General features: G+C 42.5%; 12 protein-coding genes. 6 read left to right on the top strand and 6 right to left on the bottom strand.

The annotated features are described in order from the left end of the window. Window positions 1-100: 100 nt before the first annotated feature. From V7783_RS20355 to V7783_RS20380, 6 genes are read right to left on the bottom strand one after another with little or no spacing between them, the layout of a single operon-like run. The gene (locus tag V7783_RS20355; RefSeq protein ID WP_335680301.1) at window positions 101-979 is read right to left on the bottom strand and encodes a TraB/GumN family protein; all 879 of its coding nucleotides are present in this window, start codon (window positions 977-979) and stop codon (window positions 101-103) included. 46 nt (window positions 980-1025) lie between these two features. After that, window positions 1026-2459 (bottom strand): sensor histidine kinase, encoded by a 1434-nt coding sequence (locus V7783_RS20360; protein ID WP_064667326.1) that lies wholly within the window; start codon window positions 2457-2459, stop codon window positions 1026-1028. Continuing rightward, window positions 2440-3114, bottom strand: a complete 675-nt coding sequence (locus V7783_RS20365; RefSeq protein ID WP_064667431.1) for a response regulator transcription factor — start codon at window positions 3112-3114, stop codon at window positions 2440-2442. The genes V7783_RS20360 and V7783_RS20365 overlap by 20 nt, the downstream gene beginning before the upstream one ends. Before the next feature lie 54 nt (window positions 3115-3168). Beyond that, entirely contained in the window at window positions 3169-5133 is a 1965-nt protein-coding gene (locus tag V7783_RS20370; protein WP_335680302.1) for an LTA synthase family protein, read from the bottom strand. Then, window positions 5124-5498 carry a diacylglycerol kinase gene (locus tag V7783_RS20375; RefSeq protein WP_064667328.1) on the bottom strand — a complete coding sequence of 125 codons (375 nt, stop codon included), beginning with the start codon at window positions 5496-5498 and terminating at the stop codon, window positions 5124-5126. The genes V7783_RS20370 and V7783_RS20375 overlap by 10 nt, the downstream gene beginning before the upstream one ends. Beyond that, a complete protein-coding gene (locus tag V7783_RS20380; protein ID WP_335680303.1) occupies window positions 5491-7158 on the bottom strand; it encodes a phosphoethanolamine transferase in 1668 nt (555 codons plus the stop codon). The genes V7783_RS20375 and V7783_RS20380 overlap by 8 nt, the downstream gene beginning before the upstream one ends. Before the next feature lie 567 nt (window positions 7159-7725). Between V7783_RS20380 and ilvG the strand changes: the two genes are divergently transcribed. The 6 genes from ilvG to V7783_RS20410 form a co-directional block, all read left to right on the top strand. Continuing rightward, entirely contained in the window at window positions 7726-9375 is a 1650-nt protein-coding gene (gene ilvG, locus V7783_RS20385) for an acetolactate synthase 2 catalytic subunit (RefSeq protein WP_335680304.1), read from the top strand. Next, window positions 9372-9614: an acetolactate synthase 2 small subunit gene (gene ilvM, locus V7783_RS20390; protein ID WP_064667331.1), complete on the top strand. Its 243-nt coding sequence runs from the start codon at window positions 9372-9374 to the stop codon at window positions 9612-9614. Before ilvG ends, ilvM begins: the two co-directional genes overlap by 4 nt. Window positions 9615-9725: 111 nt before the next feature. Then, window positions 9726-11582: a dihydroxy-acid dehydratase gene (gene ilvD, locus V7783_RS20395; protein WP_064667332.1), complete on the top strand. Its 1857-nt coding sequence runs from the start codon at window positions 9726-9728 to the stop codon at window positions 11580-11582. Window positions 11583-11584: 2 nt separating this feature from the next. Then, entirely contained in the window at window positions 11585-13135 is a 1551-nt protein-coding gene (ilvA, locus tag V7783_RS20400; protein WP_064667333.1) for a threonine ammonia-lyase, biosynthetic, read from the top strand. A 166-nt stretch (window positions 13136-13301) separates the two neighbouring features. Beyond that, entirely contained in the window at window positions 13302-14288 is a 987-nt protein-coding gene (locus V7783_RS20405; RefSeq protein ID WP_335680305.1) for an ABC transporter substrate-binding protein, read from the top strand. A gap of 33 nt (window positions 14289-14321) precedes the next feature. Further along, window positions 14322-15019, top strand: a 698-nt coding sequence (locus V7783_RS20410; RefSeq protein ID WP_335680306.1) for a methyltransferase, incomplete at its 3' end; no start/stop codon positions are given.

Below are 15019 nucleotides of genomic sequence, written 5' to 3' on the forward strand. Positions count from 1 at the left end.
TTGCACAAAGAGAAGGGAATGAGAAGTAAATGAGGGAGAGTAGAAAACTGGGGCGCTTGGCTATTACTAGCCAAGCGGGTGAGTTGTTTTCTGTAAGTAATTAAAGGCGAGTTACTGTAAAACCTTGCTCGTTAAATTGTTTTAATAAACCGTGTTGCTCTGGTAAGTGCAGGGCGCCTACGGCGATAAATAGCTTTTCTTTACCGATGCGTGGCGTGAGTTCTTTTACCCAGTTATTGTTACGTTCAATAAGCATTACTTGTTCGCTGATCTCGCCATAGTTGCTGTCGTCAAAGCTTTCATTGTAGTATTTCGTTAGCGTAGCCATATCGCCACTTTTCCACGCATCCACTAAGGTAATAAAGTAGGTTTCTACGTCGGCAAGCTGTTCAAACGTTTCTTCAATCATCTCGTTGCTTAATAACGAGAGGTGATTAAACATTTCCATTTGATACTCAAGGGTTTCTAATTCACCAACCGCTATTTTTTTCTCTTTAGCGTAGGCGAGTACTTGTTTATCAATGCCGGTTTGATCAGAAAACCCCACATTTTGAAATTCCATTTGCATCATGGTTACCATCACCGCCCATGGGGCTAGGTTATTAAACATTGCGATATCTATCGACTTTTTGCTGAAGTATTCTTTTAATTTAGCGTAGTTTTGCTCTGATAATTCGCTTTGTAGGGTTTTACCGTTTTTTAGCATCATAAATGGCAGTGAGCGGCGCTGCATTTCCATCGGGCTAATTGCACTGATATCTACTTCAACAATCACTTTATCACTGGCATCAATGGCTTTGGTGACTTTCCCTGGCAGGCCTTTCATACTGGCATCGCCCACATGTACGGTGCCAAATAAATAGCTGTTAACGCCATTTTTTTCGATTTTCCAAAGCCCCGGTTCGCTATGACTGGCAAAACTAATACACAGTAAAAGCGATAAAATAAAGTAACTGCTAATACGCTGAGTGAGATTCATAATTGTCCTTATTGTTTGGGTATATATCCATACTAAACCAATTATCTTAATTGGGTAATGTTAAAATTAATGCTAAACGAGAATCTGCTTTATTCTCAGCTCTGATAGTAAAGTTATTTAGGTTACATAAACTCTTTACTATCGCCAATCCTAAGCCGTGGCGTTGGTTATTGGTTCGAGAACTATCTAATTGATAGAGCGGATCAAAAATCGCTTCAAGTTGTTGCCCACTTAATGGTGTTGCGAGGGTATTACAAAGTGTAATTATTGTTTTGTCACTGGCTTGTGTTACCTGCAAATTAACGCTGTGTTGGCGTTCACCATAAAATAATGCGTTATCGAGTAAGTTAGATAAGATAGTGTGCAAGCAAAACTTATCAACGTTAACAAGCAAATCTTCGGCAATGTCGAGTTGTAATCGTTGTTCAATATCTGGGTGCTTAAACTGTAATTCATTACTGATATTGTTAATAAAAGCACTTAAATTGAGTTTCTCAATAGTCAGCTCAATGGCACTGCTACCCGCGCGTTGTAATAAAAGCAGGTTATTAACTATGGTTTTCATGCGCTGTGAAATAGCCAGTATATCACTGGTATAAGTGGCGCTAATTCGCTCGTCATTGGGGTAACGTAGCGCCACTTCTGAAAGGCTAATTAGTTCCGCAATCGGTGTTTTTAATTCATGGGCTATATCACTGGTGAGGCGTTTTTCGTTTTGGTAAAGCTGTTGATTAGTAGTAATAAATTTATTGAGTTCATTACGGATTGGCTCAATTTCTTCTACTTTAAAATCACTGTTAATGATCTGTGCTGTTTCGGTGATATCCAGCTGTTTAATTTGTTCGTTTAGGTTATTCAGTGGATACAGGTCGCGATTGACTATGCGGGTGACTAAATAGCGCACGCCAAACACTGCAATAATACAGGTAAGAACAAACACTACATCAATAATGATCAACACTTTATTCAGTGCTGCGGTTGGGGCGGCAATGGTTAATACCATGGTATTAAAATGGCCACTGTCAGCTGTATTGTCGTCTGCTTGTTGGGCAATAAAATGGCTGATCATTGCACGCCCAGCTTCGCCATTTGGCAAGCTGTAATCAATAATTCTAAATTCATTAATGGCAATATCTATATTAGGCAAATCAACACCGGGGTAGAGCTGTAGCGAATCTGACTTTTCAAAAGTGTGTTGTTCATGCCAAAGCTGATAAAACTCGCTGGGATTGGCTTGCTCGTATTCAGACATAAATTCGCCAGCAAAATCAAATTCAAGCTTGCCAGCATGATCTTTTACTAGGGTTTTTAAATAATTAGCTTTGTTAGTTAATGATTGATTAAATTGGTTTTCTACCCAAGAGTCGACGCTTAGATCGACCGTTAAAAAAATAGTAACTAAGATCAGTGAAATAACAGCTGTAATATTATTTACCAGCTTACGTTTGATTGAATGGAGCTTAGTCTTGTGAGGCAACATAACCGAATCCACGTTTGTTTTTGATAGGTAGCTCGCCACCGAGTTGACGCACTTTTTTCCGGACTGCGGAAATGTGTGCTTCGAGAGCGTTCTTTGAGAGCATATCAAATTGGCCAACAACGGCTTCACTGATCATTTCAAGCCCCATTACTCGCCCTTTGGCGCTGAACAAGCACTCAATAATTTTATATTCATTACGGGTCAGGTTGACTGGTTGCTGTTGATAATGCAGCGTTTTTAAGCTCAAATCTAATACGCAATCAGCAACTGATAAGGTATTTTGTTGGCTGTGCAGCTGACCACGGCGAGAAAGTGCTAATACGCGAGCGTGTAATTCTTCAAATGAAAACGGTTTTGTTAGGTAATCATCAGCGCCTGTCATTAAGCCTGAAATTTTATCTTGTGCTTCTGAGCGTGCTGACAAAATAAGCACCCGAGTTTGACTTGAAGTGCTGCGTAGTGCTTTGAGTATGCTCATGCCATCGACACTTGGCAGCATTAAATCAAGAATAATTAGATCATAATCACCGCTGAGTGCCATGCTTAAACCATGCGAGCCATCACCGCTACTATCGACAGTAAAACCGAGATTATTGAGGCCTACATCTAAGCTGCGTCTAAGTGGTTCAGAATCTTCAATGATCAGTATCTTCATGATGTTTACTTTATAACAAACCATAAGCCTTGCTACTTTAGCAAGGCTTAGCAATTAATGATACCAACCGTTTTGGTAGGCTATATTACCAAAATTAGCATGGCCAAGGGCTGTTTGCACAAGCGCTTCGTCGTTTGCTGATGGGATCAGTTGATGTTGATTATAGATATAAGTTGTCGCAGCTTTATGTGGCTGTAAAATTACTACCTTATTGCCTTGTTCACCATTTGCTTGAATGTACGCAAAGTTTTTATCGTATTGCATCATGGCACGTTGTTGCTGTGGAGCGATGGGCTTTGATAGATCGCGACCAATCATTGGATGCTCGCCACTGGCACCGATCAATGATAACAGGGTGGCAGGAATATCAAGTTGACTGGCAAGCTGGTGGTCGCGTTTTGCTGGAATGTCTTTACCAAAGATCACCGCAGGAATCCGAAAGTGGTCAATAGGCACTAAACTCGCACCGGAGACTCGTGAGTCATGATCGGCAATAACAATAAATACGGTGTCGTCCCAGTAAGTTGATTTTTTTGCCTTTTCGATAAAGCTACCGAGTGCATAATCTGCGTATTTTGCTGCATTATTACGAGTTTGTTTGTCATTGTCGTAAAGGGCAATTTTATTATCAGGGAATTCATATGGGCTATGGTTAGAGCTTGAAAACACTAAACTGAAAAACGGTTTACCTTGTTGTTGTAGTTTAGTGAGCTCGATATCCGCTTGGGTGTATAAATCTTCATCTGACGCGCCCCAAGAGCCGTTAAAATCAATATTCGCAAAGTCATCACTATCAACAATTTCTTGAAAACCATTACCTAAAAAGAAGCTTTGCATATTATCAAAATGACTTTCACCACCGTAGATAAATTGGGTGTGATAGTTTTGCTTGGCAAGAAAATCGGCAATCGTAAAGAAATCCCGTTGTGATTTATCGAGCTTTACCACTGCGCGTGAAGGGGTTGGTGTGAACCCAGTAATAACCGCTTCAATACCGCGCACTGAACGCGTGCCCGTCGCGTATAAGTTATCAAACCCCCAACCTTGTTGATAAAGTTTATCTATATTAGGCGTTAATGGCAGGCCACCCAATGCTCCAACATAACGGGCACCTAAGCTCTCTTGCAAAATAATGACGAGGTTTTTGGTTTTTCCTTGGTGCGTTGCTTGGCGAAAGGTTTTAGTAGGCGCGCTGCTATCATTAAACACTGCGTTTTGCAGCTGCATACTTTTGCGTACTGTACTTAGCAATTGTTCTTCTGGCATAGCGCCATAAAAGTCCTGACTAGATTTTTCATTACTGAGCTGCTTAATCGCAAAAGCAACGCTATAGAAAGAGTTGAGGCTAAGATCATTAAGTAGGTGATCCGTAGAAAATGCCACCATCGCTGGGTTTAAAGGGCGATGGCCAAAAGAGTTGCGCGCTCCTAAAACCGTTAAACATAATAACGAAATAACCAATACACTATGCTTGAGGGGTGATAGTTGAGTACGGCTGTGCCATTGAGAGGCAAACACCATTGCTGCGGCTTTGATACCTAACCCCAGTAGGATGAAGGTACAGATGATTTCAGTTTTATAGCCTGAAAAAATCATCTTTGACACTTCCTTAGGATAAATTAAATACTCAATAAACAATCGATTAGGACGTAGATCGTATTCGCTGATAAAAGTAGGGGTGATCACCTCAAAAAAGATCAGCAATGCGGTCATTATCAGCAGGTAGTATTTTATTACTGTGCGAGTCATATTTTGTTTACCCAACACGGAAGCTACAATCAGCAACAATAATGCGGGCATAAGAATATAACTTAATGTTGATATATCAACACGTAAGCCGCCGACAAAGATATTAAGCCAGGCATGAGAGCTAAATACTCGCTCACCTTGCCACACACTTAAGCCAAAACGAGCCAGTGTAAGCATAATAAGGGATAGGCTAAAAAAGGTCAGTAACAGCCAATATGGACCAAGTTTAGTTTTTAATTGGTGTAGGCTGAGTTGTTGCGTTATGCCCATAAGATAGCCCACCAAATCAGAGCACTAATCAGCATTGCGATAAATACGCTAGCAGAGGCAATGTCTTTAGCTAAGCCAGATAACTCATGGTGCTCTGTGCTAATACGATCAACTACCACTTCAACAGCGGTATTTACCAACTCGGCAAATAATACAAAGAGCAAACTGGCAATTAAAATGAGCTTATTGCTAGTAGTAATATTCTGAAGCCAGGCAAACACGCCGAGCACTAGAAATACTGCAAGTTCTTGCTGAAATGCCGCTTCAAACCGGGTCATCCATTTTAAGCCATTGAATGTATGGCGTAAGGTGAATATAAGACGCATCAGCCCTTGGCGTTTGAGTACTGTTTTTGAGTTATTCATGGTGAGTATTCGCTTTGTTATTGTTTGCTTTACAAGTGCTTAGTAAATCTAAAGAGGCTTCATAGCGGCTGCTTTTGAGGCCGATCAGATTGGCTAAAGTGTGAAAAATATTGTCGTGCGAGCTGGCTTGTTGCAGATCGAGTGTGCGTAAGCAGCTTTCATTGATGCGTTGATTGTTTTTTGCAGCCCACATATACAAGGGCACATGAGTTTGCTCTGAAGGGGCAAAACTGTATGGAAAACCATGTAAATAAGCGCCATTTTCACCCAGAGATTCGCCGTGATCTGACACATAAATAAAGTTTTTTTCTATGCTGTCAGGTAACTCTGCAAGTTGCTGAAGGACTTGGCTGTTGACGTAGTCGCTGTAGGCAATAGTGTTGTCGTAGGTATTAACTAGTTGCTCAGAACTACAGTTTTGAATATCGCTGCGATCACAGGTGGGAGTGAATTGTTTAAACTGCTCGGGATAACGCTGAAAATAAGTAGGCCCATGGGATCCCATCATATGCAATACAATTACCGTATTTGCTTGGCTCAAATTAGCGAGCTTACGTTTCAGCGGCGCGAGTAAAGCTTCGTCATAACAAGGCTCTTTTGTGCACAGCGCTGAATTGTCAGGGGTAATAGTAATAGTGTCGATACGGTTGCAGGCATTCTTACAACCACTGTTATTGTCTATCCACAGCACATCAGCGCCAGCTTGTTGGGCGATATCGAGGATATTTTGTTGATTGTCAGCTTCACTACGTGAAAAGTTTTCGTGCTGTTGAAATGAAAACATACAAGGCACAGATACTGCTGTTGCAGTGCCACAAGAGGCAACATTATCGAGGTAGGTCACATTAAAAGGGCGCGTGTAACGATTGGTGTCGCGCTTATAACTTTGGTATGCAAAATTAGCGGCACGGGCTGTTTCACCGACAACAATCACAGTGACTTGTGTTTGTGCGGGGGCAATTAGTGTTGGTGTGGGATCGAGTATTTGAAATGGCTCAGCAGTCACTAGCCATTGATCGCGAATATATTTATAGCCACTACTTAAATATTGAAACGGAATTAACTCTTTTTTTAACAGCTGATTGTTACGTCCCGTTGCTGCGTAGTCAGCATAAAAATTCAGGATAATAACCGCGATTAAAGCAAAGCAGCCAAGTAATAATTTACTACGGCTCAATATCTCTTGGGAAACAGGGCTAAACCGTACCTTGGTTTTAACTAAAATCAGTAATGGCAGCAGGGCGAATAAGATGAAAAATAGTAGAAATTGTGGATTGAGATAGCTGATAGCTTCTTGGCTGTCGGTCTCAAAGGTGTTTTGGATCATTGAGTAATCAAACACCACTCCGTAATTTAAAGTGCCGTATAAAACTAAGCAAGAGCACAGCAATAAGATGTAATTTACGGGTTTGAGTAACCATCGGCTCGACAACAAAGAGAAAAAAATGATCAACAAGCACAGTAGTAGTAACGGCACCGAGAGTAAAAATAACCAAGAAAAAGCCGGCAAGGTGGTGATGGCCGTAAAGGCACCTTGCATAAATGGAATATTAATAATTAAGCAGTAGTAACTTGCAAGGGCAATAATAAATACGTTAGCACTACAGGTAATATAAAAACGCTTTTTCAAACCCGCTCGGAGAAATTCAGTGACGACCATAAATTAACAACTCATATCTAACTTAGTGGCCAGATGATATGAGCCGAAACTTAAGAAATACTGAAGAGTAACTAGGCATTTCCTGAGTGGTGCCATTTAAATAGAATAATTTATTGCGAGTTCGTTAAAAATTAATCAAACCGCTATTTGGTTATAACGAGGTATGAAATATCAATTGTTTCGCATATGAGAAAAATTAATCTATTTGTGTGGTTATGTTGGATTTTTATGCCTTTAAAGGCTGGTGTTTATATGAAAATTGGATTGATTTTAAGGTTGACTTAACCCCCTCATCGCGGTACTAATAGAAAAAGACAGCGAGGGAAGTAAATAACCCTCACGCGAACAAACAAATTTTTGGTATTGATTACATGCTTACAAATGCACTAAACCTAGTCCTAATTAACGTCGTGGTGATTATTATTACCGCGGGGGCTTGTTAGTGCTTTAAAAAAGAGAAGCATTGAAAAAGCCCCCCGCACTTAACAGTCCGGGGGGCTTTTTAGTTTCAGGGTTTAGAATGAGTTATTAAGTTTAGATATGTCACTGAGGAATGAGGATTTATTAATGACAGGCGCAGAGTTAACGATTGATTTATTAGCCAAACACGGCGTAAATGAAGTTTTTGGTTACCCAGGTGGGGCCATCATGCCAATTTACGATGCGCTGTATGGTGCGCCAGTTAAGCACTACCTCACTCGTCATGAGCAAGGTGCAGGATTTGCGGCGGTTGGCTTTGCGCGTAGCACCGGTAAATTAGGAGTCTGTTTTGCAACATCAGGGCCTGGTGCGACTAACTTAATCACCGCACTTGCTGATGCGATGATGGACTCAGTACCATTACTGGCGATCACCGGGCAAGTACCTACTGCAGCAATCGGCTCTGACGCGTTTCAAGAAATCGATGTACTAGGCATGTCATTGTCGTGTACTAAACACAGTTATATGGTTGAACGTCCTGAAGATTTAGCCGAAATCCTACAAGAAGCCATGCACTTGGCGCAAAGTGGCCGTCCGGGTCCTGTTTTAGTTGATATCCCAAAAGACATTCAAATGGCGCAAGTGCCTTTTCATCCTTGGCTTGCAGCTGACGATTACTTACCTCAGTTAGATTTAAATCAAGTCGCCATTGCTAATCAGTTATTAAGTGAAGCGAAACGCCCAGTGGCTTATGTTGGTGGCGGTGTACAAGCGGCCGATGCCCAACAGCAGTTAATGCAGTTTTTAGATAAAACGCAAATGCCAGCAGTATCAACATTAAAAGCGTTAGGCAGTGTATTACCTGATTACGAATACAATTTAGGCATGCTGGGCATGCATGGCGGCCAAGCTGCAAATTTAGCGGTACAAGAGTGTGATGTACTAGTATGTATAGGTGCCCGCTTTGACGACCGGGTAACGGGTAACTTAAGTAAGTTTGCAGCCAAAGCAAAAGTAATTCATTTAGATATCGATGCAGCAGAGGTAGGTAAACGTAAACCGGCTAAAGCTTCGTTGATTGCAGACTTAAAAAGTTCATTACCTCAGCTTGAGTGTTTTGTTACTGAGCAAGCTTGGTTAGCGCATACCAAAGCGATGATGACTGAGCATGCATGGCGTTATGATTACCCTGGTGAAAAAGTATTTGCACCGTATTTATTAAATCAGCTTAGCCAACGTATGCCGAAAAATGGCGTGGTTTGTTGTGATGTAGGCCAACACCAAATGTGGGTAGCGCAGCATATGAAGTTTAGCCACCCAAGCAATCATTTAAGTAGCGGTGGTGCGGGCACTATGGGCTTTGGTTTGCCTGCGGCGATAGGTGCACAAGTTGCGCGACCAAATGATTTTGTGATCACGGTTTCAGGTGATGGCTCAATCATGATGAATATTCAAGAATTAGCGACGATTCGTCGTAACAATTTACCGGTAAAAATATTAATTTTAGATAACCAGCGTTTGGGCATGGTTCGCCAATGGCAAGAATTGTTTTTTGAAGGGCGTTATTCTGAAACTGATTTATCGGATAACCCAGACTTTGTGCAATTAGCCGCGGTGTTTGGAATACCTGGGCAAGCAATTACTCATGCAAACCAAGTTGATGATGCTATCACTGCATTGGTTAACAGTACCGGTCCTTATATAGTACATGCATGTATAGATGATAAAGAAAACGTATGGCCATTAGTACCACCGGGTGCTGCCAATGATGAAATGATGACGGAGAGTACAAAATGAAACACAGCTTAACAGTTGCTTTAAAAAATCAAAGTGTTGCCGTGGAGCGCTTTTTACGCGTAGTTCGTCATCGCGGTTTTGATTTAACCCATTTTCAACTGAATATGGATGATGGCCAGTACCAAGTAGCTATGACAGTCGATAGTGATAAACCGATTCATTTATTAACTACACAGCTTAATAAGCTGGTGGATGTTAGGCATATCACATTAGAGAATTTACACCAGCAAGCAATGTAGTTTGCTGTAGAGACTAAATCAACAGGGCTATTGGGATTTCCCTTTAGCGATAAAAATTTAAGAATGAGGATGTCAGCGGTTTATTAATCGCTGCAAAATACTGAGGTAACTATGGCTAAATTAAGAAGTGCAACTACAACTGAAGGTCGAAAGCGCGCAGGTGCTCGTGCATTATGGCGTGCAACAGGGATGACAGATACTGATTTTGGTAAACCAATTATTGCGGTTGTAAACTCGTTCACACAATTTGTACCGGGGCATGTGCATCTTAATCAACTTAGTGAGCTCATGGCTGAAACCATCACCGAAGCCGGTGGTGTGCCAAAAGAATTTAATACCATCGCCATTGATGATGGCATTGCGATGGGCCACGGCGGCATGTTGTATTCATTACCATCGCGCGACTTAATCGCCGACTCGGTTGAATACATGGTTAATGGTCACTGCGCCGATGCGATGATCTGTATTTCTAACTGCGATAAAATCACCCCTGGGATGATGCTTGCGGCACTACGTTTAGATATTCCAGTGATCTTTGTGTCAGGCGGCCCGATGGAAGCAGGTAAAACTAAGCTTGCCAATATCGATATCAAACTTGATTTAGTCGATGCAATGGTAAAAGGTGCAGATGAGTCGGTAAGTGATGCTGATTCAGAGCAAGTTGAACGCTCAGCATGCCCAACCTGTGGTTCATGTTCTGGTATGTTTACCGCCAATTCAATGAACTGTTTATTAGAGGCAATTGGCCTAGCACTACCGGGTAACGGTACTACGCTTGCTACTCATAAAGACCGCAAACAGTTGTATGTTGAAGCCGGTGCACGCATTGTTGATTTATGTCGTGAGTATTACCAAAAAGATAATAAAGACGTACTACCACGCGCCATTGCCAATAAAACAGCCTTTATGAATGCCATGGTCGTTGATATTGCTATGGGTGGCTCGTCAAATACCGTATTGCATTTACTTGCAGCTGCGCAAGAAGCCGGTGTTGATTTTGATATGTCGCACATTGATGCGTTATCTCGTAAAACACCATTCCTGTGTAAAGTAGCGCCTGCAACTGCGCAATACCATATTGAAGATGTACACCGTGCTGGTGGCATGATGGCGATTATACGCGAACTGGGTAAAGCGGGCTTAGTTGATATGTCGGTAAACCATGTTGCCGGTATGACGATGGCTGAGCTGGTTAAAAAATGGGATGCTACTGATCCAAACAACGAAGCTGCACAAACGTTTTATCGTGCAGGCCCTGCAGGCATTCGTACCACCAAAGCAATGAGTCAATCGTGCCGTTGGGATGAAGGCGACAATGACCGTGAAAATGGCTGCATCCGAAGCGTTGAACATGCATTTCGCCAAGATGGTGGCTTAGCGGTATTATCGGGCAACTTAGCGGTTGATGGCTGTATTGTAAAAAGTGCGGGTGTAGTTGATGAAATGCTACACTTTGAAGGCACCGCCGTGGTGTATGAATCGCAAGATGATTCAGTTGAAGGTATCTTAAATGATGAAGTAAAAGCCGGTGACATCGTGGTTATTCGCTACGAAGGCCCTAAAGGCGGCCCGGGTATGCAAGAAATGCTTTACCCAACCAGTTACTTAAAATCAAAAGGCTTGGCTGAAAAATGTGCCTTGATCACCGATGGTCGCTTCTCGGGTGGTACGTCAGGTTTATCAATTGGTCACGTCTCACCTGAAGCTGCCAGCGGCGGCGCCATTGCCTATGTTGAAAACGGCGATAAAATTATTATCGACATTGCCACTCGTGAAATTACGTTAGCACTAACAGATGATGAGCTTGAAGCACGTAAGCAAAAGCAGCTAGCCCGTGGTAAGCAAGCGTATAAACCGCTTAACCGTGAGCGTTATGTGTCATCTGCGCTAAAAGCGTATGCGCTACTTGCAACTAGTGCAGATAAAGGCGCGGTTCGCGATCTAGCCAAACTGGAGGAGCTTAGCTAATTATGGTTTCTCAAGAGCTCGATTATTTTCGCGCTATTATCCAAGCCAATATGGAACCACTGGCAAAAGTGACTGAGGTTAGCGAAATGGCTGAACTCAGTGCACGCCTTGGTAATCAAGTGTGGTTAAAGCGTGAAGATCAGCAGCCCGTTTATTCATTTAAGTTACGGGGTGCGTATAACAAACTGGCTAAGTTACCAAAAGGTTCTGTGGTGATAACCGCATCTGCTGGTAATCATGCCCAAGGCGTGGCGCTAAGCGCCTCACATTTAGGTCATCAAGCGACTATCGTCATGCCGGTCACTACACCTGAAATAAAAGTCAGTGCAGTACGTGCACTCGGTGGTGAAGTGGTATTACATGGCCATCATTTTGATGCCGCTAAAGCGCATGCACTAGAACTGACTGAACAGCGCAATGGCGTATTTGTACCACCCTTTGATGACCCAGATGTGATTGTAGGTCAAGGCACTGTTGCTCGTGAACTAATGCAGCAACTTAACCAGCTCGATGCGGTATTTATTCCGGTTGGCGGCGGCGGTTTACTCGCTGGTATGGCGGTGTATATCAAGTCATTACGCCCCGATATTAAAGTGATTGGCGTAGAAGCAGACGAAAGCGCCTGCTTACAAGCAGCCCTTGAAGCGGGTAAACCGGTTGAGCTGGAGCGGGTTGGCAGCTTTGCGGATGGTGTTGCGGTAAAGATTATCGGTAAAGAAACCTTTCGCTTAGCGCAAAAATTTTGTGACGAAGTGGTCACGGTCACAGGCGATGAAATTTGTGCTGCGATGCAAGATATCTTTGTTTCAACCCGTGCTATAGCTGAGCCTTCTGGTGCGCTTGCAACCGCAGGACTGAAAAAATGGAGCCAACAAAGTGGCCTGAAAGGGCTGCATTTAGCGGCAGTTTTATCAGGTGCTAATTTAAACTTTGACCGTTTACGTTATGTGGCAGAGCGTACTGCGCTGGGTGAGAAAAACGAAGCCCTGTTTGCGGTCACTATTAACGAAGAAAAAGGTAGCTTTAAGCAGTTTTGTGCTTCGTTAGGTGGCCGTGCAATCACAGAGTTTAATTATCGCTATGCAGGCCCTGGTGAAGCACAGATTTTTGTTGGTATTGCGCTGCGCCAAGGTCAGCAAGAGTTAGATGAGCTCAAAGCCGATTTAACCACTAATGGTTATCAATTTTGTGATTTGTCTGATAACGAACTGGCTAAGCTACACGTGCGATATATGGTCGGTGGCAAAGCGCCAGAGCAGCTTCATGAACGGTTATTACGCTTTGAGTTTCCTGAATACCCAGGCGCACTCGCGCGCTTTTTAGATACCTTAGGCAGCAATTGGAATATTACGTTATTCCATTATCGCAACCATGGTGGTTCGATGGGCAATGTATTAGCTGGGTTTGCGATTGAGGCAAATCAGTATGAGGTATTTAACGAGCACTTAAATCGTTTGGGCTATAGCGTACAAGATGAAACACATAATCCGTGTTTTACCCAATTTTTAACGACCCAAAGCCCTATTGATAGGGCTAAAGCGGCTAATAATTAAATATATCCAAAGCACCTCAATTGAGGTGCTTTTTTCATTGCTTTAGTAAATTCAATATATTATCTATAGTTATAGCAAACTTATAAACTAGTCAGAGTGTACATTGAGATTTAAAGGACTAAAACTAGGGTTATGCCTTGTATTTGCAGTGCTTTGTAAACAAAGTATGGCAATTACCGACGTCACCTTACAATTAAAGTGGACGCATCAATTTCAATTTGCTGGTTATTATATGGCTCAGCAACAAGGCTTTTATCAAGACGCCGGATTAAACGTTACTATTTTACCCGCAGATCCTGACAATCCAGATACCTTTTCTAAAGTGCTGGCGGGGCAAGCTCAGTTTGGAGTGGGGCATTCTGGTATTTTACAGCAGCGTATTGCCGGTAAACCACTGGTGGCAATGGCGGCTATTTTACAGTTTTCACCTTATTGTTGGATGGTCAAAAAAAGCTCTGATATTTTTCATCCTCGAGATTTTGCTAATAAGCGCATCAGCAGTATTAGCCGTAAAGAAAATGCCGAGTTACTAGTGATGCTAGAGCGAAGTGGTGTCCACACTGATAATTTGACTGCTTATGGCAGTGATACTAGCAGCGCTGATTGGTTAACAGGAACTATTGATGCGATGCAAGTATATGTTACTAACGAACCGTATATGATGCGCGAACAAGGTATTGATCATCGGATTATTTGCCCACAGAAATACGGCATTAATGTATATAGCGATATTCTTTATACCACTGAAAATATGCTTCAGCAGCAGCCACAAACCGTGGAGGCTTTTTATCAGGCCAGTTTAAAAGGTTGGCGTTACGCTATGATGCACATGGACGAAGCCATTGCTTTGACTCAGCATGATTACGCACCGCAAAAAAGTTTTGCTCAGCTTGGCTATGAAGCCGAGGTACTAAGTGATTATATTCTACCGGCCGGAACCAATTTAGGCGCCATGTCGATAGCTAAATGGCGATTGATTGCAGATTTATACGCAATTGAACAAAGTGCATTTAATCAAGCGCAAGATGGTTTTATTTATCATTATGCTGAGCCAGAAGAGATTAAAATGTCATGGATGCTCATTGGTGCAATTATTATTAGTTTATTGTCCATTCCACTTTATTTGCGCTTGATGCTAAGAAAAAGCGTATAATGGCGAAACGCATTTGACCATCGCTAACATCCTATGAGCCTTGCTGAGCAGTTTACAGCCCTAGATAACTTATTACACCGCACTCGCCAATATTGGCAATGCACCGCATTCGATTTTGATCAACTTCCTTGGCCTGAATTAGAGCAAGCCTTAGCGGCTTTGAGCGACCAACAGGTTGCTGAGCTCGATAGTGAACAGCATCTGCTGTATCAATTTTTTAGCCCGTATATTGCTGACGTTAATAATTTAGCCGCTTTATGTGAGTTACCTCAAACCATTGCGACGCGTACTGAATATCCATTTTGGATCAGCAACGGCATTAAGGGTCGCAAGTTCACCCAACTACAAGACTTTGTCGGTGCGCTGGGTGAAGAATCAAACTTACCGGTATTAGAATGGTGTGCCGGTAAAGGCCACCTAGGGCGCATGTTGGCATTTAATAGTGCGCCGAGCGTTCATAGTATCGAGTTACAGCAACACCTCTGTGAGCAAGGTCAGCAAAGCGCTCAGCAACAAGGACTGGCTATGCGCTTTAGCCAAGCTGATGTGCTAAAAGATGATGTTACTAAGTACTTTCAACAAGCACAACATGCGGTCGCACTGCATGCTTGTGGTGCACTGCATCAAGCCTTTATGAGTCGTGCGGTCAGCGCGAAAACGCAAAAAATTAGCTTATCGCCGTGTTGTTATCACTTGTTTACTGACAATGACTATCAAGCGATGAGTACTAT

The sequence above is a fragment of the Pseudoalteromonas sp. genome (assembly GCF_036960685.1).
Lineage (GTDB): Bacteria > Pseudomonadota > Gammaproteobacteria > Enterobacterales > Alteromonadaceae > Pseudoalteromonas.

Bases quoted from the DNA above. Each gene is read 5' to 3' on its own strand.
- V7783_RS20355 (WP_335680301.1), bottom strand. From the start codon at position 979: ATGAATCTCACTCAGCGTATTAGCAGTTACTTTATTTTATCGCTTTTA.
- V7783_RS20360 (WP_064667326.1), bottom strand. From the start codon at position 2,459: ATGTTGCCTCACAAGACTAAGCTCCATTCAATCAAACGTAAGCTGGTA.
- V7783_RS20365 (WP_064667431.1), bottom strand. From the start codon at position 3,114: ATGAAGATACTGATCATTGAAGATTCTGAACCACTTAGACGCAGCTTA.
- V7783_RS20370 (WP_335680302.1), bottom strand. From the start codon at position 5,133: ATGGGCATAACGCAACAACTCAGCCTACACCAATTAAAAACTAAACTT.
- V7783_RS20375 (WP_064667328.1), bottom strand. From the start codon at position 5,498: ATGAATAACTCAAAAACAGTACTCAAACGCCAAGGGCTGATGCGTCTT.
- V7783_RS20380 (WP_335680303.1), bottom strand. From the start codon at position 7,158: ATGGTCGTCACTGAATTTCTCCGAGCGGGTTTGAAAAAGCGTTTTTAT.
- ilvG (WP_335680304.1), top strand. From the start codon at position 7,726: ATGACAGGCGCAGAGTTAACGATTGATTTATTAGCCAAACACGGCGTA.
- ilvM (WP_064667331.1), top strand. From the start codon at position 9,372: ATGAAACACAGCTTAACAGTTGCTTTAAAAAATCAAAGTGTTGCCGTG.
- ilvD (WP_064667332.1), top strand. From the start codon at position 9,726: ATGGCTAAATTAAGAAGTGCAACTACAACTGAAGGTCGAAAGCGCGCA.
- ilvA (WP_064667333.1), top strand. From the start codon at position 11,585: ATGGTTTCTCAAGAGCTCGATTATTTTCGCGCTATTATCCAAGCCAAT.
- V7783_RS20405 (WP_335680305.1), top strand. From the start codon at position 13,302: ATGGCAATTACCGACGTCACCTTACAATTAAAGTGGACGCATCAATTT.